The sequence below is a fragment of the Rhizobacter sp. P1_G5 genome, assembly GCF_056405435.1.
Map to the genome: position 1 here is coordinate 1 of NZ_JBFUCB010000036.1, position 21,370 is coordinate 21,370.

At 71.4% G+C, this 21,370-nt stretch carries 18 protein-coding genes; 9 read left to right on the forward strand and 9 right to left on the reverse strand.

Going from position 1 to position 21,370, the window contains the following annotated elements; genetic code table 11:
• The 5 genes from AC1D12_RS04605 to guaD form a co-directional block, all read right to left on the reverse strand.
• Positions 1-545, reverse strand: a 545-nt coding sequence (locus tag AC1D12_RS04605) for a BMP family ABC transporter substrate-binding protein (protein ID WP_477839062.1), incomplete at its 3' end; no start/stop codon positions are given.
• Positions 546-595: 50 nt separating this feature from the next.
• Positions 596-1,516 (reverse strand): ABC transporter permease, encoded by a 921-nt coding sequence (locus tag AC1D12_RS04610; RefSeq protein WP_477839064.1) that lies wholly within the window; start codon positions 1,514-1,516, stop codon positions 596-598.
• Positions 1,516-2,631: an ABC transporter permease gene (locus tag AC1D12_RS04615; RefSeq protein WP_477839066.1), complete on the reverse strand. Its 1,116-nt coding sequence runs from the start codon at positions 2,629-2,631 to the stop codon at positions 1,516-1,518. Before AC1D12_RS04615 ends, AC1D12_RS04610 begins: the two co-directional genes overlap by 1 nt.
• Positions 2,618-4,153 (reverse strand): ABC transporter ATP-binding protein, encoded by a 1,536-nt coding sequence (locus AC1D12_RS04620; RefSeq protein ID WP_477839068.1) that lies wholly within the window; start codon positions 4,151-4,153, stop codon positions 2,618-2,620. Before AC1D12_RS04620 ends, AC1D12_RS04615 begins: the two co-directional genes overlap by 14 nt.
• 10 nt (positions 4,154-4,163) lie before the next feature.
• The gene (gene guaD / locus AC1D12_RS04625) at positions 4,164-5,462 is read right to left on the reverse strand and encodes a guanine deaminase (RefSeq protein ID WP_477839070.1); all 1,299 of its coding nucleotides are present in this window, start codon (positions 5,460-5,462) and stop codon (positions 4,164-4,166) included.
• A 143-nt stretch (positions 5,463-5,605) separates the two neighbouring features.
• On the opposite strand from guaD, the gene xdhA reads away from it, so the two are divergent.
• The 5 genes from xdhA to AC1D12_RS04650 all read left to right on the forward strand — a co-directional run bounded on the left by xdhA (position 5,606) and on the right by AC1D12_RS04650 (position 12,458).
• Positions 5,606-7,141 carry a xanthine dehydrogenase small subunit gene (xdhA, locus tag AC1D12_RS04630; protein ID WP_477825111.1) on the forward strand — a complete coding sequence of 512 codons (1,536 nt, stop codon included), beginning with the start codon at positions 5,606-5,608 and terminating at the stop codon, positions 7,139-7,141.
• Entirely contained in the window at positions 7,138-9,513 is a 2,376-nt protein-coding gene (gene xdhB / locus AC1D12_RS04635; protein WP_477839072.1) for a xanthine dehydrogenase molybdopterin binding subunit, read from the forward strand. Before xdhA ends, xdhB begins: the two co-directional genes overlap by 4 nt.
• 223 nt (positions 9,514-9,736) lie before the next feature.
• Positions 9,737-10,993 (forward strand): GNAT family N-acetyltransferase, encoded by a 1,257-nt coding sequence (locus AC1D12_RS04640; protein ID WP_477825113.1) that lies wholly within the window; start codon positions 9,737-9,739, stop codon positions 10,991-10,993.
• A gap of 13 nt (positions 10,994-11,006) precedes the next feature.
• Positions 11,007-11,801 carry a xanthine dehydrogenase accessory protein XdhC gene (gene xdhC, locus AC1D12_RS04645; protein ID WP_465112657.1) on the forward strand — a complete coding sequence of 265 codons (795 nt, stop codon included), beginning with the start codon at positions 11,007-11,009 and terminating at the stop codon, positions 11,799-11,801.
• Positions 11,802-11,912: 111 nt separating this feature from the next.
• Positions 11,913-12,458: a ferritin-like domain-containing protein gene (locus AC1D12_RS04650; protein WP_477825114.1), complete on the forward strand. Its 546-nt coding sequence runs from the start codon at positions 11,913-11,915 to the stop codon at positions 12,456-12,458.
• A 12-nt stretch (positions 12,459-12,470) separates the two neighbouring features.
• Here the strand turns inward: AC1D12_RS04650 and AC1D12_RS04655 are convergent, their stop codons facing one another.
• Entirely contained in the window at positions 12,471-13,772 is a 1,302-nt protein-coding gene (locus AC1D12_RS04655; protein WP_047506960.1) for a glycerate kinase type-2 family protein, read from the reverse strand.
• Between the two features lie 20 nt (positions 13,773-13,792).
• Here AC1D12_RS04655 and AC1D12_RS04660 point away from each other — a divergent pair, with 20 nt between their 5' ends.
• Positions 13,793-14,707 (forward strand): glutaminase, encoded by a 915-nt coding sequence (locus AC1D12_RS04660; protein WP_465112937.1) that lies wholly within the window; start codon positions 13,793-13,795, stop codon positions 14,705-14,707.
• 4 nt (positions 14,708-14,711) lie between these two features.
• Here the strand turns inward: AC1D12_RS04660 and AC1D12_RS04665 are convergent, their stop codons facing one another.
• The 3 genes from AC1D12_RS04665 to ppc form a co-directional block, all read right to left on the reverse strand.
• On the reverse strand, positions 14,712-15,395 hold the full coding sequence (locus AC1D12_RS04665; protein WP_477825115.1) for a hypothetical protein: 684 nt from the start codon (positions 15,393-15,395) through the stop codon (positions 14,712-14,714).
• Entirely contained in the window at positions 15,382-15,930 is a 549-nt protein-coding gene (locus AC1D12_RS04670; protein WP_477839073.1) for a hypothetical protein, read from the reverse strand. The genes AC1D12_RS04665 and AC1D12_RS04670 overlap by 14 nt, the downstream gene beginning before the upstream one ends.
• Before the next feature lie 102 nt (positions 15,931-16,032).
• Positions 16,033-18,861: a phosphoenolpyruvate carboxylase gene (ppc, locus tag AC1D12_RS04675; RefSeq protein WP_477839075.1), complete on the reverse strand. Its 2,829-nt coding sequence runs from the start codon at positions 18,859-18,861 to the stop codon at positions 16,033-16,035.
• A 78-nt stretch (positions 18,862-18,939) separates the two neighbouring features.
• Here ppc and hemC point away from each other — a divergent pair, with 78 nt between their 5' ends.
• The 3 genes from hemC to AC1D12_RS04690 form a co-directional block, all read left to right on the forward strand.
• On the forward strand, positions 18,940-19,878 hold the full coding sequence (hemC, locus tag AC1D12_RS04680; protein WP_477839077.1) for a hydroxymethylbilane synthase: 939 nt from the start codon (positions 18,940-18,942) through the stop codon (positions 19,876-19,878).
• On the forward strand, positions 19,856-20,644 hold the full coding sequence (locus AC1D12_RS04685) for a uroporphyrinogen-III synthase (RefSeq protein ID WP_477839081.1): 789 nt from the start codon (positions 19,856-19,858) through the stop codon (positions 20,642-20,644). The genes hemC and AC1D12_RS04685 overlap by 23 nt, the downstream gene beginning before the upstream one ends.
• Positions 20,641-21,370, forward strand: a 730-nt coding sequence (locus tag AC1D12_RS04690) for a uroporphyrinogen-III C-methyltransferase (protein WP_477839079.1), incomplete at its 3' end; no start/stop codon positions are given. The genes AC1D12_RS04685 and AC1D12_RS04690, both read left to right, overlap by 4 nt.

A 21,370-nucleotide genomic window follows, 5' to 3' on the forward strand; every position in this document is an offset into this window, starting at 1 on the left:
ACCACGCCCAGCGTGTTGGTCTTCGTCATGCCGCCGGCGATCACGCCAGCCATGTACGCGCCTTCATAGGTGCGGCTGTCGTAGGTGCGCATGTTCTCGGCCTGCTTGAAGCCGGTGGCATGCTCGAACTTCACGTCCTTCAGGTCGGCCGCGACCTTCAGCATCGGCTCCATGTAGCCGAAGGTGGTGCCGAAGATCAGCTTGTTGCCCTGGCTGGCCATGTCGCGGAACACCCGCTCGGCGTCGGCCGCCTCGGGCACCTTCTCGACGAAGCTGGTCTGGATCTTGTCGCCGAATTCCTTCTCGAGCGCCTTGCGCGCGTTGTCGTGCGCAAAGGTCCAGCCGCCGTCGCCGACCGGGCCGACGTAGGCGAACGCGATCTTCAGCGGCTCCGGCTTCGGGGCCGCGGCCGAGGCGGCGGCCACCGGTGCCGGCGTGGGCGCAGGCGCCTCTTCCTTCTTGCCGCAGCCCACCAGCGCGGTGCCGGCCGCCAGCGTGCTCCACCCTGCGAGCTTCAGCAGGGCACGTTTCGAGATTGAGGTCATGGGAACTCCAGGGTGAGGAACGCAAGAATTTATCAGGCCAGCTACCGGGGCTAGCTGCCGGGGAAGAACGGCTTGCCGAGCGACGCCGGCATGTTCACGCGGATCCAGCCGGCATTGCGCGAGATCAGCACCAGCACGACGATGGTCGACAGGTAGGGCAGCATCGTCAGCAGCTGCGCCGAGACCTGCACGCCTTCGCCCTGCAGGTAGAACTGCAGCATCGTCACGCCGCCGAACAGGTAGGCGCCGAGCAAGACGCGTGCCGGTCGCCAGGTCGCGAAGGTCGTCAGGGCCAGCGCGATCCAACCCTTGCCGGCGACCATCCCCTCGACCCACAGCGGCGTGTAGACGACCGAGAGGTAGGCGCCCGCCAGCCCGCACAGCGCGCCGCCCGCCATCACCGCCGCGAGGCGGATGCGGCGCACCGGGTAGCCCAGTGCGTGCGCCGATTCGGGGGATTCGCCGACCGCGCGCAGCACCAGTCCGGCGCGCGAGCGGTACAGGAACCAGGCGAGTGCCGCCGTCAACGCCATCGCGGCGTACACCATCGGGTGCTGGCGGAACAGCGCCGGGCCGATGAACGGGATGTCGGCCAGCAGCGGCAGCTGGAAGTGCGCGCGTTCGGACAATTTCTCCTGCACGAAGCCGGTGCCGAGGAAGGCCGACAGCCCGCTGCCGAACAGGCTCAGCGCGAGCCCGGTCGCGTACTGGTTGGTGTTGAGCCAGATCACCAGCGCGCCGAAGACCGCGGCCAGCAGCGCGCCGGCGCCGGCGCCGGCCGCGAAGGCGAGCCAGTCGCTGCCGGTGTGCACCGCGGTCGCGAAGCCGGCCAGCGCGGCCACCAGCATCATCCCTTCGGCGCCGAGGTTGACGATGCCGGCGCGCTCGTTGACCAGCAGCCCGAGCGCGGCGAACGCGAGCACGGTACCGGAACTCAGCGTGGCGGCGATCAGCAGGGCGATGGCGTCCATCAGGCTTGTCCCTCGGCGGTGGAGGAGGCCGCCGCCGGCGCGGGCGCGGCGGGGGCGTGCGCCGGCTTCCAGCGGATGCGGTAGTGGATCAGCGTGTCGCAGGCGAGCAGCGAGAACAGCAGCAGGCCCTGGAACACGCCGGTCAGCGATTTCGGCAGGCCCAGGCGCGATTGCGCCAGCTCGCCGCCGATGTAGAACATGCTCATCAGGATCGCCGAGAACACGATGCCCACCGGGTGCAGCCGGCCGACGAAGGCGACGATGATGGCCGCGAAGCCGTAGCCCACCGGCACGTGCAGGGTCAGCTGGCCGAGYGGGCCGGCCGCCTCCAGCCCGCCGGCCAGCCCGGCCATGCCGCCCGACAGCAGCAACGCCGTCCACAGCGCGCGCCGCGACGAGAAGCCGGCGTAGCGCGCCGCCGCCGGGGCCTGCCCGCCGACCTGCAGCTGGAAGCMGGCATAGGTGCGGAACAGGAAGGCCCAGAACGCGCCCACCGCGAGCAGCGCGAGCAGCAGGCCGATGTTGACGCGCAGCCCGCTGAACAGCCGCGGCACCTTGGTGGCGTCGAGGAAGGTCATGGTCTGCGGGAAGTTGTAGCCGTTCGGGTCCTTCCACGGGCCGTAGACCAGCCAGCCCAGCACCTGCTCGGCGACGTAGACCAGCATCAGGCTGACCAGGATCTCGTTGGCGTTGAAGCGGTCGCGCAGCAGCGCGACGATCGCGGCCCAGGCCATGCCGCCGAGCACGCCGGCCACGAGGATCGGTACCACGATCCAACGCCCCGTGCCCGGCTCGGCCAGCATCGCGACCCCGCCGGCCGCAATCGCCCCCAGCACGAACTGCCCCTCGGCGCCGATGTTCCAGACGTTGGAGCGGAAGCACACCGCGAGGCCGAGCGCGATCAGCAGCAGCGGCGTCGCCTTCACCGCCAGCTCCGACAGCGCATACGCGCTCTTCAGCGGCTCGACGAAGAACACCTGCAGCCCGCGCAGCGGATCCTTGCCGAGCAGCAGGAACAGCACGACGCCGATCGCCACCGTGATCGCCAGCGCCAGCAGCGGCGAGGCGATCGACATCAGCCGGCTCTGCGCCGGGCGCGGCTCAAGCTTCAGCATGCTTCGCCTCCGGGTGGAAGGCCGCTCCGCGCGGCGCCCACAGCCCGCTCATCCATTCGCCGATCTGCTCCACCGTGGCCTGCGTGGTCGCGATCGACGGCGACACGCGGCCCTGTGCGATCACCACCAGGCGGTCGCAGACCTCGAACAGCTCGTCGAGCTCCTCGCTGACGACCAGCACCGCGCAGCCCGCGTCGCGCAGCTTCAGCAGCTCGCCGCGGATCTGCGCGGCCGCGCCGACGTCGACGCCCCAGGTCGGCTGCGAGACGATCAGCAGGCGCGGCGCGGCATCGATCTCGCGGCCGACGATGAACTTCTGCRGGTTGCCGCCGGACAGGCTCCTGGCCGGCGCCTCGGGCCCGCCCGCCTTCACGTTGAAGCGCTGGATCAGCCGGTTCGCGAGCGCGGCGACCTCGCCGGTGCGGATCCAGCCCTGCGCCGTCACCGCGGCGGTGCGCGTGAGCAGCGTGTTCTGCGCGAGCGACAGCGTCGGCACCGCGCCGCGGCCGAGGCGTTCCTCGGGCACGAAGTTCAGGCCTTGCGCCCGGCGGCGGCGCGGCGACTGGCGGCCCACCGGCCGCTCGAACAGCACGATGCTCTCGGCCTCGGCGCGCGGGTCCTCGCCGGAGAGCGCGGCCATCAGCTCCTGCTGGCCGTTGCCGGAGACGCCGGCGATGCCGACGATCTCGCCGCAGCGCACGTCGAAGCTGATGCCCTGCAGGTCCATGCCGAACTGGTCGCGCTTGGGCACCGTGAGCTCGCGCACCGACAGCGCCACGTCGCCGAGCCGCGCCTGCACGTGCTGCAGCTGCGGCGGCTCGGCGCCGATCATCAGGCGCGACAGGCTGGCATTGGTCTCCTGCGTCGGGTCGACCTCGCCGGTGACGCGGCCGCCGCGCAGCACGGTGCAGTGGTGGCACAGCGCGCGGATCTCGTCGAGCTTGTGGCTGATGTAGAGGATGCTGCAGCCCTCGGCGGCGAGCTGGCGCAGCGTGATGAAGAGCGTCTCGACGGCCTGCGGCGTCAGCACCGAGGTCGGCTCGTCGAGGATCAGCAGCTTCGGGTTGGTCATCAGCGCGCGCACGATCTCGACGCGCTGGCGCTCGCCGACCGACAGCGTGTGCACCGGGCGCAGCGGGTCGACGCCGAGGCCGTAGACGCGGGCGACCTCGGTGATGCGCTGCGTCACGGCGGCGAGCGTCAGCGACTTGTCCAGGCCGAGCCAGACGTTCTCGGCGGCGGTGAGGGTGTCGAACAGGCTGAAGTGCTGGAACACCATGCTGATGCCCAGCGCGCGCGCCTCCTGCGGGTTGCGGATCTCGACCGGCTGGCCGTTCCAGCGGATCACGCCGGCATCGGGGCGGACCGCGCCGTAGATCATCTTCATCATCGTCGACTTGCCGGCGCCGTTCTCGCCGAGCACGGCATGGATCTCGCCGGGCTTGACGCGCAGGTTGACGCGGTCGTTCGCCTTGACGGCGGGGTAGCTCTTGCTGAGGTCGGTCAGTTCCAGTCGAAGCATCGCCGCCCCCTCAATCCCGTCGCCCATGCCGTTGCACTCCGTTCACCCACGTCGACACCAGGTTCCGCTCGTCCGCGAGCGTCATCCACGCAAACACCCGCTCATGCAAGCCCCGCGCCACCTCCATCCGACGCTCGGCGACCGGCCCCACCGCCCAGTCCCAGACGCACAGGTCGGCGACCCGCCCGGCCTCCAGCGAGCCGATCTCGTCGGCCAGCCCGAGCGCCTTGGCCGCGCCGCGCGTGCCGGCATGCAGCGCCTTCCAGGCCGTCAGCCGCTCGCCGGCCATCGCCTGCACGCGGTAGGCGTCGCTCGCGGCGCGCAGCATCGACAGGCTGGTGCCGCCGCCCACGTCGGTCGCCAGGCTGACCGCGCAGCCGGCGGCCTCGGCGGCGCGCCAGCCGAACAGACCGCTGCCGAGGAACAGGTTCGACGACGGGCTGTGGGCGATCTGCGCACCGCTGGCCCGGATCGCCGCCCGGTCGGCATCGTCCAGCCAGATGCCGTGCGCCAGCACGCTGCGCTCGTTCAGCAGCCCGGCGCGGGCGTACACGTCGAGGTAGCTGCGCGCCTCGGGGAACAGCTCGGCCACCCACAGCACCTCGTCGCGGTTCTCGGCCACGTGGGTCTGCATGTAGAGGCCGGGCCAGGCCGCGCACAGCCGGCCGGCCATCGCGAGCTGGGCCGGCGTGCTGGTCGGCGCGAAGCGCACCGTCACCGCGTAGGCGAGCCGGTCGACGCCATGCCAGCGCTCGATCAGCTCGACGCAATCGCGCTCGGCCTGGTCGACGTCGTCGCGCAGCCCGTCGGGCGCATGCCGGTCCATCAGCACCTTGCCGGCGATCAGCCGCATGCCGCGCGCCTGGGCGCCGGCCAGCAGCCGGTCGGCGCTGACCTTGTGGACGGTCGGGAAGACGACGGCGGCGGTCGTGCCGTGCGCCAGCAGCGCATCGAGAAAGCGTGCCGCGCCGCGCTCGGCCTCGCCCGCGTCGGCATAGCGGCGCTCGGCCGGGAAGGTGTAGGTGTCCAGCCAGTCGAGCAACGCGGTGCCGTAGCTCGCGATCACGTCGAGCTGCGGGCTGTGCACATGGCTGTCGATGAAGCCGGGCATCAGCAGCCGGCCGCGGTGGTCGTGCAGCTGCCAGCGGGTGTCGGGCGTGCCGGGCTGCGCGCCCGCGATGCGGCCGTCCTCGACCAGCAGCCAGTGGTCGGGGCGGAAACGCACGGCCGGCGACTCGGTGTCGCCCCAGTCGGGTGCGGCGGTGAAGTCGAGCAGGTCGGCGCGCAGCGCGATGCGGCGGGGTGTCATGCGGGAAGTCGGGTGGGGGCAGGCCAGGGGCCGGGCCCGTGAATTGCAAAGCCAGGGCGTCGGGGCGCCATCGTATCCCGGCGGCGACGGAGGTTTACCCTTGCGGAGTCTGTCCTATGCTTGTTGACCAACCCCGGATTTCCATGAGCACCCAGCCCATCCGCTTCTTCCACCGCGGCGAGATCGTCGAGGTGGGCGGCGTTCATCCGACGCGCTCGGTGCTCGAGTGGCTGCGCGAGGACGCCCGCTGCACCGGCACCAAGGAGGGTTGCAACGAGGGCGATTGCGGTGCCTGCACGGTGGTGGTGGGGGAACTGGCGGATGAGCGGACGGCGCCCGCGCAGCGGGTCGGTGGCCTCGCGCTGCGCACCGTCAACGCCTGCATCCAGTTCCTGCCGACGCTGGCCGGCAAGGCGCTGTTCACCGTCGAAGACCTGAAGGACCAGGCCGGCGGCGCGCTGCACCCGGTGCAGCAGGCGATGGTCGAGTGCCACGGCTCGCAGTGCGGGTTCTGCACGCCGGGCTTCGTGATGTCGCTGTGGGCCGGCTACGAGGGCCACCGTGCCTGCGGGCAGGTGCCGACCCGGCAGCAACTGGCCGACGAGCTGTCGGGCAACCTGTGCCGCTGCACCGGCTACCGGCCCATCCTCGATGCCGGCGAGCGCATGTTCGAGCTGCCGCCGGTCGCGCTCGACCCCTTGCCGGTGGTGGCCGCGCTGAAGACGCTCGCGGGCAGCACCGACGGCCTCCACTACGCCGGCTTCAACCGCCAGGCCGCCGGCGGCCCGCGCGTCGACGACTACTTCGCGCCGCGCACGCTGGAGGCGCTCGCGGCGCTGCGCGAGCAGCACCCGAAGGCGACGCTGCTGGCCGGCTCGACCGACATCGGGCTGTGGGTCAACAAGCAGTTCCGCGACCTCGGCGAGATCCTCTACCTGGGCGACGTGGCCGAGCTGAAGCGCATCGACGAGCGCGACGGCCACCTGCACATCGGCGCCGGGGCCTCGCTCGAAGACGCCTGGTCGGCGCTCGCGCGGCACGTGCCCGCGCTGACCGAGGTGTGGCTGCGTTTCGCGTCGCCGCCGATCCGGCATGCCGGCACGATGGGTGGCAACGTGGCCAACGGCTCGCCGATCGGCGATTCGGCGCCGGTGCTGCTCGCGCTCGACGCCGAGCTGGTGCTGCGCCGCGGCAGCAAGGCGCGGCGCGTGCCGCTCGCCGCGTTCTACCTCGACTACATGAAGAACCAGTTGCAGCCCGGCGAGTTCGTGCAGGAGATCGTCGTACCGCTGGCKGCCGTGCAGCAGCAGGTGCGCGCGTACAAGATCAGCAAGCGTTTCGACTGCGACATCTCGGCCGTGTGCGCCGGCCTGTCGATCGGGCTCGCGGCCGACGGCACGGTCGCGCAGGTGCGGCTGGCGTTCGGCGGCATGGCGGGCATCGTCAAGCGCGCCGCGCAGGCCGAGGCGGCGTTGCAGGACCGCGCGTGGGACGAGGCCGCCTTGAAGGCCGCGCAGGCTGCGCTGGCGCAGGACTTCACGCCGCTCAGCGACATGCGCGCGAGCGCCGCCTACCGGCTGCAGGTCGCGCAGAACCTGCTGCGGCGCTTCTGGCTGGAGACGCGCGCGGTGGACCCGCTGCCGGTCGAGGCCACGCGGGCCTGGAGCGTGATGGCATGAACAAGGCCGTGGATCCTTTCCTGCAGGCCGAGCCCGACGCCGAAGCCGTCGCGCTGCGTGAAGGCGCGCGCGTCGGCATCAGCCGGCCGCACGAATCGGCGCACCTGCACGTCGCCGGCGAGGCCGCCTACATCGACGACCTGCCGGAGCTCGCCGGCACGCTGCACGCGGCGCTCGGGCTGTCGCCGGTGGCGCACGGGCGGCTGCTGGCGATCGACCTCGCGGTGCTGCGGGCGCAGCCGGGCGTCGTCGCGGTGCTGACCGCCGCCGACATCCCCGGCCCCAACGACTGCGGGCCGATCCTGCACGACGACCCGATCCTCGCCGACGGCGAGCTGCGCTACCTCGGCCAGCCGGTGTTCGCGGTGATCGCGTCGACGCGCGATGCGGCGCGCCGTGCCGCGGCGCAGGCCAAGGCGGTGCTGAAGGTGGAGGCGCGGCCGCCGGTCCTGACGCCGCAGGCCGCGCATGCGGCCGGTGCCTACGTGCTGCCGCCGATGCACCTGGTGCGCAGCACGCGCGCGGGCGGCGCACGGGCGGCCATCGACGCGGCGCCGCACCGCCTGAAAGGCACGCTGGACGTCGGCGGCCAGGAGCAGTTCTACCTCGAAGGCCAGATCAGCTACGCGATCCCGAAGGAAGACCGCGGCCTGCTGCTGCACTGCTCGACGCAGCACCCGAGCGAGATGCAGCACCTGGTGGCGCATGCGCTGCAGCTGAGCTCGCACCATGTGCAGGTGGAGTGCCGGCGCATGGGCGGCGGCTTCGGCGGCAAGGAATCGCAATCGGCGCTGTTCGCCTGCGTCGCGGCGGTGGCGGCGCAGAAGCTGCGCCGGCCGGTCAAGCTGCGGGTCGACCGCGACGACGATTTCCTGATCACCGGGCGGCGCCACTGCTTCTGGTACGAGTACGAGGCCGGCTACGACGACGACGGCCGCATCCTCGGCAGCGAGGTCACGATGGTGTCGCGGGCCGGCCATTCGGCCGACCTGTCGGGCCCGGTGATGACGCGCGCGCTGTGCCACTTCGACAACGCCTACTGGCTGCCCGATGTCGCGATGCACGGCTTCTGCGGCAAGACCAAMACGCAGAGCAACACCGCGTTCCGCGGCTTCGGCGGGCCGCAGGGCGCGATCGCGATCGAGAACATCGTCGACAGCATCGCGCGCGCGCTCGGCAAGGATGCGCTGGACGTGCGGCGCATCAACTTCTACGGCACCGACACGAATCGCACGACGCCCTATGGCCAGTCGGTCGACGACAACATCCTGCACGAGCTGTGCGCGCAGCTCGAGGCCGACAGCGGCTACCGTGCGCGCCGCGAGGCGGTGGCGGCGTTCAACCGGGTGAACCCGGTGCTGCAGCGCGGCCTGGCGTTCACGCCGGTCAAGTTCGGCATCTCCTTCAACGTGAAGCACCTGAACCAGGCCGGCGCGCTGGTGCATGTGTATGCCGACGGTTCGATCCTCGTGAACCACGGCGGCACCGAGATGGGCCAGGGGCTGAACACCAAGGTGGCGCAGGTGGTGGCGCACGAGCTGGGCGTCGGCTTCGAGCGGGTGCGCGTCACCGCGACCGACACGCACAAGGTCGTCAACACCTCGGCCACCGCCGCCTCCACCGGCAGCGACCTGAACGGCAAGGCGGCGCAGGATGCGGCGCGGCAGATCCGCGTGCGGCTGGCCGACGTGGCCGCGCCCCTGCTGGCCTGCCGCGCCGACGAATTGCGCTTCGCGAACGACGAGGTGATCGGCCCGGCCGGGCGCATCGGGTTCGCCGAGCTCGTGATGCAGGCCTATCTGGCACGCGTGCAGCTGTGGTCCGACGGCTTCTACGCGACGCCCGGCCTGCACTGGGACAGCGCGACGCTGACCGGCCGGCCGTTCTATTACTTCGCGTACGGCGCGGCCGTCAGCGAGGTGTTGGTGGATACCCTGACGGGCGAATGGAAGCTGCTGCGCGCCGACGTGCTGCACGACGCCGGCCGCTCGCTGAACCCGGCCGTCGACACCGGCCAGGTCGAGGGCGCGTTCATCCAGGGCATGGGCTGGCTGACCAGCGAGGAGCTGGTGTGGCACCCGCAGACCGGCCTGCTCGCGACGCACGCGCCGAGTACCTACAAGATCCCGACCGCGAACGACTGCCCGGCCGTCTTCAACGTGCGGCTGTACGACGGCGAGAACGTCGAGGACAGCATCCACCGCAGCAAGGCGGTCGGCGAGCCGCCGCTGCTGCTGCCGTTCTCGGTGTTCTTCGCGATCCGCGATGCGGTGTCGGCGCTCGGCGGGCACCGCATCGACCCGCCGCTGCGCGCGCCGGCGACGCCGGAGGCGATCCTCGATGCGATCACCGCGGTGCGTGCGGCAGGCTGAACGCCATCGGATGCAATGCCACCAGACGCAAGCCAGGCAACCGAACGCAACGTGAGCGCCAAAACGAGGCAGGACGGCCCCGATTCGTGCGGTATTCACGCACGAACCCCCGGGGCGAGGGAGACGGCAAAAGCGCTGCCGTCGATATCCTTCGTGTCGATTCGCAGGCGTCCGCACCGGGCGCCGTTGTCCGGTCGATTCTTCGCGAGCTCCAGCCGTCTTCATGAGCGCCACCACTTCCGCCTTCGCACCCGTTGCCACGCCACCCGCAGCTTCACCGGTGGTGTTCTCGCGGGCGGCTGCCACCGACAGCCAGCTGATGAAAGGCTGGGACGGGCTGCTCAGCGACAGCGGGCATGTCTACCGCATCTACCAGTCGCCGGAGTGGTGGAACCACCTGGTCGCGACGCGCCCGGCCGACGACCTGCTGCTGGGCGTGCTGCCGGCGGAAGAGGGCGCCGAGGTCGGCGTGGTGCCGATGGACGTGCAGCCGTACCCGCTCGCGTTCTCGGCCGGGCGCTGGACCTTTGCCTCGCTGAAGCTGCGCTCGGCCCACCTGCTGGGCGGTGCGCCGCTGGTGGCCGGCCGGCCGGGTGCGCTGGCCGACGTGGTCGATCGGCTGTGGCGCGAGCGCGCCGACCTGGATGCGCTGTTCCTGAAGGGCATTCCCGCCGGCTGCAGCGCCTGGGCCGGCTGGGAGGCGCAGCTGCGCCAGCGCGGCGGCTCGCTGCTGTACAGCGAGCACGGCAAGCGCCCGCTGTACACGATCGCGCTGCCCGAGACCTTCGATGCCTACCTGGCGCGCTTCGGCAGCAAGAAGCGCTACAACCTGCGCCGCCAGGTGCGGGTGCTGGAAGAGCAGATGCCGGGGCTGGAGCTGATCCGTGTCGATGCCGAGGAGCAGGTGGCCGAGTTCGTGCGCCAGGCGCAGCACATCGCCAGGCGCACCTGGCAGCACCAGGCGATCGGCCCGCTGGGCATCGAGCGCGACGACATCGCGCTGCGGCTCACCGACCTGGCACGCCGCGGCCTGTTGCGCAGCTACGTGCTGCGCAGCGGCGGCCGGGCGCTGGCCTTCGTGCTGGGCTACCAGGGGCGCGGCGTGTTCCATTACGCCGACATCGGCCACGACGCGGAGCTGTCGAAGTTCAGCCCCGGCACCGTGCTGCTGTACCGGTTGATCGAGGACCTGATCGCGCACCAGCGGCCGCAGACGCTGAACTTCGGCATCGGCGTGTCGGAATACAAGCGCCAGTTCGCGACCGAGGTGCGCGAGGAAACCTCGCTGCTGATCCTGCGCGACACGCTGCGCAACCGGCTGCGCGTCGGGCTGCACGGCGGCTGGCGCGGGCTGCTGACGAAGGCCAAGTCGCTGCTGCGCCGGCCCAAGCTGGTGCTGGCCGGCGTGCTGACGCACGAGGCGGTGTACGAGCTGGTGGGCACGGTCATCAACACGCCGCTGCCGGTGCTCGTGGGCTGACGGAGATCTCCCGATGAGCACGCTGCGCCGTGAGGCGTTGGCGCTGCTCGCGGCCGGCGTGCCGGCGATGGACGTGCAGGTGCTGTCGCACCGCGGCTCGGTACCGCGCGAGGCCGGCACGCACATGCTGGTGACGCGCGATGCGGTGCTGGGCACCATCGGCGGCGGCCACCTCGAACTGACGGCGATCGCGCAGGCGCGGCAGTGGCTCGCCACCGGCGACACGGCACCCCATGACGCCGAGTTCGCGCTCGGCCCTTCGCTCGGCCAGTGCTGCGGCGGCGCGCTGACGCTGCGCACCCAGCGGCTCGGCGACGCGCTGCTGGCCGCCTGGCCCGACGGCGCGCCGCGCTTCTTCGTGCAGCTGTACGGCGCGGGCCATGTGGGGCGGGCGATCGTCGCGCTGCTGGCCGGCATCGACTGCCGCGTGCAATGGATCGACGAGCGCGACAGCGAATTCCCGCCGCACCCGCTGCCGGCGCACATCGAGCGGCTGTGCGTCGAGCCGGTGGAGGCCGAGGTGGCCCAGGCGCCTGCGGGCGCGCACTACCTGGTGCTGACGCACAGCCACGACCTCGACCTGCGCATCACCGAGGCCATCCTGCGCCGCGGCGATTTCGCGTACCTCGGCCTGATCGGCAGCCGGACCAAGCGCGCGCGTTTCGTGCATCGCTTCGAGGAGCGCGGCGTGCCGGCCGAGGCGATCGGCCGGATGACCTGCCCGATCGGCGTGCCGGGGATTGCCGGCAAGGAACCCGAGGTGATCGCGGTGGCGGTGGTGGCGCAGTTGCTGCAGCAGCAGCGGTGAGGCCGGCGCGGCCCAGTCCYACAGGCAGGGCCGCTGCCTTCCGATGCCGGCCGGGACCGATGCTTCCTACAGTGAAAGGATCCGCAACCCTGACCCCGAACGGAGATGGCCATGCACGACAAGAACGCCCGCGAGGGCAAGGCCCTGCGCCTGGACGAGACCGCGATCGAAGCCGCCCGCAAGCGCACCGAGGACGGGGCCGTGACGCCGAGCTACGGCCCGTGGCGCGACGACATCGTGCTGCTGCTGAACGGTGCGCTGGCCACCGAGCTGGTCTGCGTGCTGCGCTACAAGCGCCACCACTTCACCGCGCACGGCATGTCGTCGCCGGCGATCGCCGCCGAGTTCATGGTGCACGCGAACGAAGAGGCAGCGCATGCCGACCTGATCGCCGAACGCATCGTGCAGCTCGGCGGCGAGCCCGATTTCTCGCCGAACACCTTGCTCGAACGCAGCCATGCCGCCTACGACGAGTCGTCGGAACTGAAGGCGATGATCCGCGCCAACCTGGTGGCCGAGCGCGTCGCGGTGGAAACCTACCGGCAGATGATCACGCTGATCGGCGACAAGGATCCGACGACGCGCCGCATGCTCGAAGGCATCCTGCACGACGAGGAAGAGCACGCCGACGAGATGAAGGACCTGCTGGAGCAGTGAGCTCCCGCCGGGTCAGAGCACCAGCAGCGCGCGGAAGTCGTTGACGTTGGTGAAGGTCGGCCCGGGCACGACCAGGTCACCGAGCGGCGCAAAGAAGTTGTAGGCGTCGTTGCGGTCCAAGCGGTCACGTGCGCTGAGGCCCTGTGCCTCGGCGCGCGCGAGCGTGTCGGGCGTGACGATCGCGCCGGCGTTGTCCTCTACACCGTCGATGCCGTCGGTGTCCGCGGCCAGCACGAACACGCCCGGCTGGCCTTGCAGCGCGAGGGCGCAGCCGAGCAGGAACTCGGTGGCGCGCCCGCCGCGCCCGCCCTTGCTGGCGACCGTCACCGTCGTCTCCCCGCCGGAGAGAATCACGCACGGCGTGCGGAACGGCTGTCCGCGCCGCGCGACCTGCCGCGCGAGCGCCGCATGCACCTTGCCGACCTCGCGCGACTCGCCCTCGATCTCGTCGCCGAGGATGTGGGCCTCGATGCCCGCGGCGCGGGCGAGTGCCGCGGCGGCTTCGAGCGACTGCTGCGGCGTCGCGATCATCCGCACCTCGTGCCCGGCGAAGCGGGTGTCGCCGGGTTTCGGCGTCTCGAACGCGCCGCTTTCCAGCCCGGCGCGCGCCGGCGCCGACACCTCGATGCGGTAACGCGCGAGGATCGCCAGCGCATCGGCGCAGGTCGTCGCATCGGGCACCGTCGGCCCGCTCGCGATCACCTCGGGCGAATCGCCCGGCACGTCGGAGACCAGCAGCGTGACCACGCGGGCCGGCGCGCACATCGCCGCCAGCCGCCCGCCCTTGATGGCCGACAGGTGCTTGCGCACGCAGTTCATCTCGTCGATCGCGGCGCCGCTCTTCAGCAGCGCCTTGTTGATCGCCTGCTTCTCCTCGAGCGTGACGCCGTCGGCCGGCAGCGCGAGCAGCGCCGAGCCGCCGCCGGACACCAGGCACAGCACGAGATCATCGGCGGTCAGCCCTTGCGTCAGTGCGGCGATCCGTTGGGCCGCCTGCCGCCCGGCCGCATCGGGCACCGGGTGGGCCGCCTCGACGACCTCGATGCGGCCCGGCTTCGCGCGGTAGCCGGGCGGCACATGGTCGTAGCGCGTGACCACCAGCCCGGACAGCGGCGCGTCGGCGGGCCACAGCGCATCCAGCGCCTGGGCCATCGCGCCGCCCGCCTTGCCGGCCCCCAGCACCAGCGTGCGCCCGCGCGGCGGTGGCGGCAGGAAGGCGCCCAGCGTCTGGGCCGGCAGGGCCCGCGCGACCGCGGCGTCGTACAGCGCGCGAAGAAATCCCCGGGGATCGGTGTGCGGCGAGGGTGCAGTCATGGCCCAATTATCGGATGGCCATCGACATGCAGGCGGTGCTCGACCGCATCCACGACGAAGCGCAACCGCTGCTCGAACAGGGCGAGGTGGCGCGCTACATCCCCGAACTCGCCAAGGTGCCGAAGCAGCGCTTCGGCATGGCGGTCAGCATGCTCGACGGGCGGCTCTACACCGTCGGCGATGCGAGCGAGGCGTTCTCGATCCAGTCGGTCTCGAAGCTGTTCTCGCTGACGCTCGCATTCCAGCTGGTCGGCGACGCGCTGTGGGAGCGGGTCGGCCGCGAACCGTCGGGCACTGCGTTCAACTCGCTGGTGCAGCTGGAGACCGAGCAGGGCAAGCCGCGCAACCCGTTCCTGAACGCCGGTGCGCTGGTCGTCACCGACGTGCTGAGCACCCGCTTCGTGCAGCCCGAGATGGCGCTGGTGGAGTTCGTGCGGCGCCTGTCGGGCAACGCGGCGCTGCAGTACGACGACGCGGTCGCGCGCTCGGAGCTGGCCACCGCCTCGCGCAACCGCGCGATGGGGCATTTCATGCACAGCTTCGGCAACCTGAAGAACCCGGTCGACGCGGTGATCGAGGCCTACTGCCGGCATTGCGCGATCCGCATGAACTGCGTCGACCTGGCGCGCGCGGTGGGCTTTCTCGCGAACGGCGGCGTGAGCCCGGTCAACGGCGAGCAGGTGCTGGACGCGAGTTCGGCGAAGCGGCTGTCGGCGCTGATGCTGACCTGCGGCACCTACGACGCGGCGGGCGATTTCGCGTACCGCGTCGGCATCCCGGCCAAGAGCGGTGTCGGCGGCGGCATCGTCGCGCACATCCCGCGCACGCTGGGCGTGTGCGTCTGGTCGCCGGGGCTGGAGCACACCGGGAACTCGCTCGCGGGCAGCTTTGCGCTGGAGCGGTTCACGTCGCTGATCGGGCAATCGCTGTTCTGAGGCGTCACCGGCTCAAGGCCCTCAGGCGCTCCATCGCGAGTCCTGCACGCTCCGGCTCCGCCATCAAGCCCGGCAACACGTTCGCAAAATCCGGATTCATCAGCAACGCAGTGAAGGCTGAGGCCACGGCTTGTCGCAGGTCTGCCGGGGCCGTGGCCATTTCGTCGACCAGTTCCTCTCGCCCATCGACGATGTTCAGCACGTCCTCCAGGTCGTGGCTGCTCATGAAGTCTCCTCCGCCGCGACTGGCGAACGCTTCCAGCTTGGTGGCCACGAAAGCCACGGCGCTCACCAGCCGAATCGTGATGCCTTCGCCCAACGCCACGGGCACGGCGGTCTGTACGGCATACGGATACCAGCGGTTGGAGAAACCCAGCACCTCGGGCTGCACGGGCATCAGGTCGAAGAGCAGCCCTGACGCCTTGTGCACCCAACGGCAAATCACATCGCTGCTGGCGTCTCGCGCGAATCCGCGCTGCGCCACCTGTTCCTCGATGCGATAAAACGTGGATCGGCTGGCGTTCACCACGGCGTCCACGTCGCGGGTCGCACGCACGCTGTCGGCCAGGGGATCGGTCACCAGCAGACCGGCCACGGCACCACCGACGAACACCACCTGCTCGCGCAGTTCGCCCAGCGCTTCGGCGATACGGCGCAAATGAGGAAGATTGGGGTCATCGGCTCGCATCGACCTCTCCCGAATCGAACCGCATCAGTTCGGCTTCCATCAGTTCGGCGGCCAGCGAGCGCTCGCGTGCACGCCCGGTGCGCAGGGCATCCAGCAGGGCGAGCAGGCGATGCAAGGCCGGGTCGGCCAGGGCGGCCTGCGGTGCTGTTCGATAGAGAGGCGACAACGTGGGGCCTTTGGCGCGGCCGGTGGGGTGGGCCCAGACCGGGGCCTCGCTCTGGGCAGCCGTCAGCATGCTGGCCAATGGTTCGACACCGAAAGCCGTCGGCACGCCGCGCTTGACCGGCCCGGGTGTGGCCGGCCAGATGTAGCGCACGCCATGCAGCACGAACTCCAGCAGGCTGGGTCGCACCGGCGACCACTCGCCGCGCGCGGGCGCCACCGCCAAGCCGGACGCCACGGCGCGCTTCACGCTCGCATGCGTCTCCGAGGCGCTCATGGCCAGCGCCTCGCCAAGCGCGGCATAGGTCCAACGCTGCGGCGGGTGCGCCGCCGCCTTCAACAGCACCAGCAGGTCTTGCGGTTTGAGTTCCATCGTACGGCCATATTCGCTATTCGCGAATTGCGAATATCGCCGATGGGGCCGTGTCCTGGCAAGCCCTGGCTGCTGCCGTCCATGCGGCAGCCCGCAGCGGATTCAACCCGTGTTGCGCAACCCCGCCGCCACCCCGTTGATCGAGATGTGGATCCCGCGCTGCACCCGCTCGTTCGCCGGATCGCCCTCGCGGCGCTGCCGGTAGCGCCGCATCAGCTCGACCTGCAGGTGGTTCAGCGGGTCGAGGTACGGGAAGCGGTGCTCGATCGAGCGCGCGAGCGACGGGTTCGACGCGAGCCGCTGCTTCTCGCCGGTGATCAGCGACACCGCGTCGCTGGTGCGCTGCCATTCGGCCTGGATCAGCCCGAAGATCTTGCGGCCCAGCTTCCGGTCCTCGACCAGGTCCACGTAGCGCTCCGCGATCCCCAGGTCGCTCTTGGCCAGCACCATGTCCAGGTTCGACAGCAGCGTGCGGAAGAACGGCCACTGCTTGTGCATGCGCTGCAGCAGCACGAGCCGCTCCTTGCGCTGCGCCGGCAGCTTGCCGAGGAAGTGCTCGATCGCCGAGCCGAAGCCGCACCAGCCCGGCAGCGCGACGCGGCACTGGCCCCAGCTGAAGCTCCACGGGATCGCGCGCAGGTCCTCGATCGCCCGCGTGGCCTTGCGCGAGGCCGGGCGCGAGCCGATGTTCAGCTCGGCGATCTCGCGGATCGGCGTGGCCGAGAAGAAGTAGTCGGTGAAGCCCGGGGTCTCGTAGACCAGCTTGCGGTAGGCCGCCATGCTGGCCTCGCTGATCGCCGCGGCCGCGTCGAGGAAACTCTTCGGCGCGCTCTTGGTCGGGTGCAGCAGCGTGGCCTCGAGCGTCGCGGCCACCAGCGTCTCGAGGTTGCGCAGGCCGATCTCCGGGTGCGCGTACTTCGACGAGATCACCTCGCCCTGTTCGGTCAGCCGGATCTGCCCGTTCACCGTGCCCGGCGGCTGCGCAAGGATCGCCTGGTAGCTCGGGCCGCCGCCGCGCCCGACCGTGCCGCCGCGGCCGTGGAACAGGCGCAGCGTGATGCCGTGCGCGCCGCGCAGGCCGTCGAACAGCGCCACCAGCGCGATCTCGGCACGGTACAGCTCCCAGTTGCTCGTGAACGAGCCGCCGTCCTTGTTGCTGTCGCTGTAGCCGAGCATCACGTCCTGCTCGCGGCCGGAGCGCTTGATCATCCCGGCCACGCCCGGCAGCGCGTAGTAGTCGCGCATGATCGGCTCGGCATTGCGCAGGTCGCCGATCGTCTCGAACAGCGGCGAGACGATCAGCTGGCACACGGCGCCATCGTCCAGCGTGCCGTGCAGCAGGCCGGTCTCCTTCTGCAGCAGCAGCACCTCCAGCAGGTCGCTCACGTCCTCGGTGTGCGAGATGATGTAGTGGCGCAGCGCCTCGCGGCCGTAGCGGTCGAGCATCTGCAGCGCCGCCTCGAAGATCGCCAGCTCGCCCACCGCGTGCTCCGAGTACGCCGCGCCGTGCACGCGCAGCGGCCGCGCGTCGTTCAGCATGCGCAGCAGCAGCGTGCGGCGCGCCGGCTCGTCGAGCGAGGAGTAATCGGCCTCGATCTTCGCGGTCTTCAGCAGCTCGGCGACCACCGCCTCGTGCTTGTCCGAGCTCTGGCGCAGGTCGACGGTGGCCAGGTGGAAGCCGAACACCTGCACCGCGCGCATCAGCGGGCGCAGGCGCGGCGCGATCAGCGCATCGGCATGGTGCGAGCGCAGCGAGGTCTCGATCACCTTCAGGTCGGCGAGGAAGTCGTCGCTGCGGCGGTACGGATCCTGCGGCGCCACCGCGTGGCGCAGCGCCTCGGTGCCGGTGAAGGCCTGCAGCGTCGCGGCGAGCCGCGCGTACATGCCGATCAGCGCGCGGCGGTAGGGCTCGTCCTCGCGGTGCGCGTTGTGGTCGGGCGAGCGCTCGGCCAGCGCCTGCATCTCGGCCGTCACCGGCGCGAGCGTGGCCGAGATCGACAGCTCGGCCCCCAGCTCGTGCACCTCGGTCAGGTAGAAGCGCAGCACCGTCTCGCTCTGCCGGCGCAGCGCCATCTGCAGCGTCTCGGCGCTGACGCTCGGGTTGCCGTCGCGGTCGCCGCCGATCCAGTTGCCCATGCGGAAGAACGGCGCGATCGGGTGGCCCGGCAGCGCCTCCTCGATCTCCTGGTACAGCTTCGGGATCTGGCGCAGGAAGGTCGCCTGGTAGTAGCTGAGCGCGTTCTCGATCTCGTCGGCCACCGTCAGCTTGGTGTAGCGCAGCATGCGCGTCTGCCACAGCTGCGTGACGCGGGCGCGCAGCAGCGCCTCGTTGCCGGCCAGCGCGCGTGCGCCGTGCAGTTCGTCGCGCTGGCCCACCAGCTCGGCGATGGCCCGCTCGGCGTCGAGGATGCTCTTGCGCTGCACCTCGGTGGGGTGCGCCGTCAGCACCGGCGAGATGAAGGCGCGCTGCAGCACGCCGGCGATGTCGGCTGCGCGCACGTCGGCCTCGGCCAGGCGCTCGAAGCTCATCGCGAGCGAGCCCTCCTGCAGGTGGCCCTGGCGCTCGTGGTGCTCGCGCCGGCGCACGTGGTGGCGGTCCTCGGCGATGTTGGCCAGGTGCGAGAAGTAGCTGAAGGCGCGGATCACGCTGACCGTCTGGTCGCCGCTCAGGCTCTTGAGCAGCCGGTCGAAGGTCTTGCCGGCCTGTGCGTCGCGCTTCAGGCGGTACGCCACCGACAGCTGGCGGATGCGCTCGATCAGGTCGAACGCGCCCTGGCCCTCYTGCTCGCGGATCACGTCGCCGAGGATGCGGCCGAGCAGGCGGATGTCGTCGACCAGCGGGCGGTTCTTGTCGGCGGCCTCGGCCGCGCTGCTGCGTGTGCTGCTCTTGCGTGGGACGGGGGACTTGGGGGCAGGTGTGGCGCGTGGCATCTTTGTCCTCAGGGCCTCGTCGAGGCTGTAACTTGGTTACGAACCGCGATGGTAGCAGCGCGCTGATAGCATTTGTCGATGTCCTCTCTGCCCGAACCCCTCGTCATCGCCACCCGCGAAAGCCGCCTTGCCCTGTGGCAGGCCGAACACGTGCGCGATCTGCTGCAACAACGTTTCGGCCTGCGCGTCGAACTGCTGGGCATGACGACCCGCGGCGACCAGATCCTSGACCGCACGCTGWCGAAGGTCGGCGGCAAGGGCCTGTTCGTCAAGGARCTGGAARCCGCGCTCGAAGACGGGCGCGCGCACCTCGCGGTGCATTCGCTGAAAGACGTGCCGATGGAACTGCCGGAGGGCTTCGAGCTGGCCGCGGTGCTGGAGCGCGAGGATCCGCGCGACGCCTTCGTCTCGAACCACCATGCGACGCTCGACGCGTTGCCGCAGGGCGCGTGCGTCGGCACCTCCAGCCTGCGCCGCGTCGCGCAGGTGCTGGCGCGGCGGCCCGACCTGCGCATCGAGCCGCTGCGCGGCAACCTCGACACCCGGCTGCGCAAGCTCGACGACGGCCAGTACGACGCGATCGTGCTGGCCGCGGCCGGGCTGAAGCGGCTGGGCCTCGCGCAGCGCATCCGCGCGCTGTTCGCGGTCGACGAGATGATCCCGGCGGCCGGGCAGGGGGCACTGGGCATCGAGATCCGCAGCGACCAGCCGGCGCTGCGCGATGCGCTGGCGCAGCTGGCCGACCGGCCCACGTGGTGGGTCGCCGAGGCGGAGCGCGCGGTGTCGCGCTCGCTGGGCGGCAGCTGCAGCATGCCGCTGGCTGCGCATGCGGTGTGGGACGGCGCGACGCTGCGCCTCACCGCGGCGCTCGGCCATGTCGACGACCCGACGCGCCCGCTGCTGCACACGACCTCGGCGGCTGTCGTCGCCGACGCTCGCGCCGCCCGCAGCCTGGGCGAACTGGCCGCGGCGCAACTGAGGTCCGCGGGTGCCGATGCCTACCTCGGGGGCAGCTGACGTCGCTGCGTCGCTGCGGGTGCTGGTCACGCGGCCTGCGGCCCAGGCGCGCGAGTGGGTCGACGGGCTGCGTGCGGCCGGGCTCGATGCGCAGGCCTTGCCGCTGATCGACATCCGGCCGGTCGACGACCCCACCGAACTGCACGCCGCGTGGCAAGGGCTCGGCAGCGTCGGTCTCGTGATGTTCGTGAGCCCGAATGCGGCCGAGCAGTTCTTCGCGCAGCGCCCACCCGGGGCCGCCTGGCCGGCGGCGCTGCAGGCGGCCTCGCCGGGGCCGGGCACGACGCGCGTGCTGCGCGCGCTGGGCGTGCTGGAGATCGTCGAGCCGGCGGCCGATGCGGCGCAGTTCGATTCCGAGGCGCTGTGGATGCAGTTGCGCACGCAGGCCTGGGCGGGCCGCCGCGTGCTGGTGGTGCGCGGCACCAGCGGGCGCGACTGGCTCGCCGAGCGCCTGCGCGAACAGGGCGCCACGGTGTCGCTGGCCTGCGCCTACGGCCGCAGCGCGCCGCTGCTCGACGACGCCGGGCGCACGCTGCTGCAGGCCGCGCTCGACCGCCCGGCGCAGCACCTGTGGTTCTTCAGCAGCTCCGAAGCGGTCGACCACCTGGAGGCGCTCGCGCCGGCCCGGACCTGGGCGGCCGGCCGCGCGCTCGCGACGCACCCGCGGATCGCGGCCCGCGCGCGCGCGCTCGGCCTCGGGCAGGTGCTCGAATCCCGGCCCGCTCTCGCGGAAGTGGTGGCCTGCATACAATCGATCGCATCGTGACCGACACCGTTGCCTCCCCGCCCTCCATCGCCGAGCCGGTGCCCGCCGCACCGGTGGCCGCTGCCGCGCCGCCGCGCCGCCTGCCTGGCTGGCTCGCGCCGGCGGTGCTCGCGCTGCTGGTGCTGCTGATCGTCATCGCGCTGGTGCAGGCCTGGTCGGCGCAGCAACGGGTGCGCACGCTGGAGCAGGAGCTGGTGCGCCGCCAGCAGGACAGCGGCCGGCAGTCCGGCGAGGCGCAGGTGATGGCGCGCCAGGCGCAGGAGGTCGCGCGCGACAGTGCGGCCAAGGTCGCGCTGCTCGAGGCCAAGCTGGCCGAGGTCGCGATCCAGCRCAGCCAGCTCGAGGACCTGATCCAGTCGCTGTCGCGCTCGCGCGACGAGAACGTGCTGGTCGACATCGACGCCGGCCTGCGCGTCGCGCAGCAGCAAGCGGCGATCACCGGCAGTGCCGAGCCGCTGGTGGCGGCGCTGAAGCAGGCCGACGAGCGCCTGGCCCGCTACAGCCAGCCGCGGCTGGACGGCGTGCGCCGCGCGATCGCGCGCGACATCGACCGCGTCAAGTCGGTCGGCGTGGCCGACATCGGCGGGCTGTCGATCAAGGTCGACGAGGTGGTGCGGCTGGTCGACGAACTGCCGCTGCTGGCGCAGGCCGAGCCGCGGCGCGAGCCGGTGAAGCCGGCGGCCTCGGCGCCGCGCCCGAGCGCCCGCAGCGCCTCGCCGGCCGGCC

Excerpts from the sequence above, each read along its gene's own strand:
- AC1D12_RS04610 (WP_477839064.1), bottom strand. The coding sequence starts at position 1,516 with ATGGACGCCATCGCCCTGCTGATCGCCGCCACGCTGAGTTCCGGTACC.
- guaD (WP_477839070.1), bottom strand. The coding sequence starts at position 5,462 with ATGACACCCCGCCGCATCGCGCTGCGCGCCGACCTGCTCGACTTCACC.
- AC1D12_RS04640 (WP_477825113.1), top strand. The coding sequence starts at position 9,737 with ATGAGCGCCACCACTTCCGCCTTCGCACCCGTTGCCACGCCACCCGCA.
- xdhC (WP_465112657.1), top strand. The coding sequence starts at position 11,007 with ATGAGCACGCTGCGCCGTGAGGCGTTGGCGCTGCTCGCGGCCGGCGTG.
- AC1D12_RS04650 (WP_477825114.1), top strand. The coding sequence starts at position 11,913 with ATGCACGACAAGAACGCCCGCGAGGGCAAGGCCCTGCGCCTGGACGAG.
- AC1D12_RS04655 (WP_047506960.1), bottom strand. The coding sequence starts at position 13,772 with ATGACTGCACCCTCGCCGCACACCGATCCCCGGGGATTTCTTCGCGCG.
- AC1D12_RS04665 (WP_477825115.1), bottom strand. The coding sequence starts at position 15,395 with ATGCGAGCCGATGACCCCAATCTTCCTCATTTGCGCCGTATCGCCGAA.
- AC1D12_RS04670 (WP_477839073.1), bottom strand. The coding sequence starts at position 15,930 with ATGGAACTCAAACCGCAAGACCTGCTGGTGCTGTTGAAGGCGGCGGCG.
- AC1D12_RS04685 (WP_477839081.1), top strand. The coding sequence starts at position 19,856 with ATGCCTACCTCGGGGGCAGCTGACGTCGCTGCGTCGCTGCGGGTGCTG.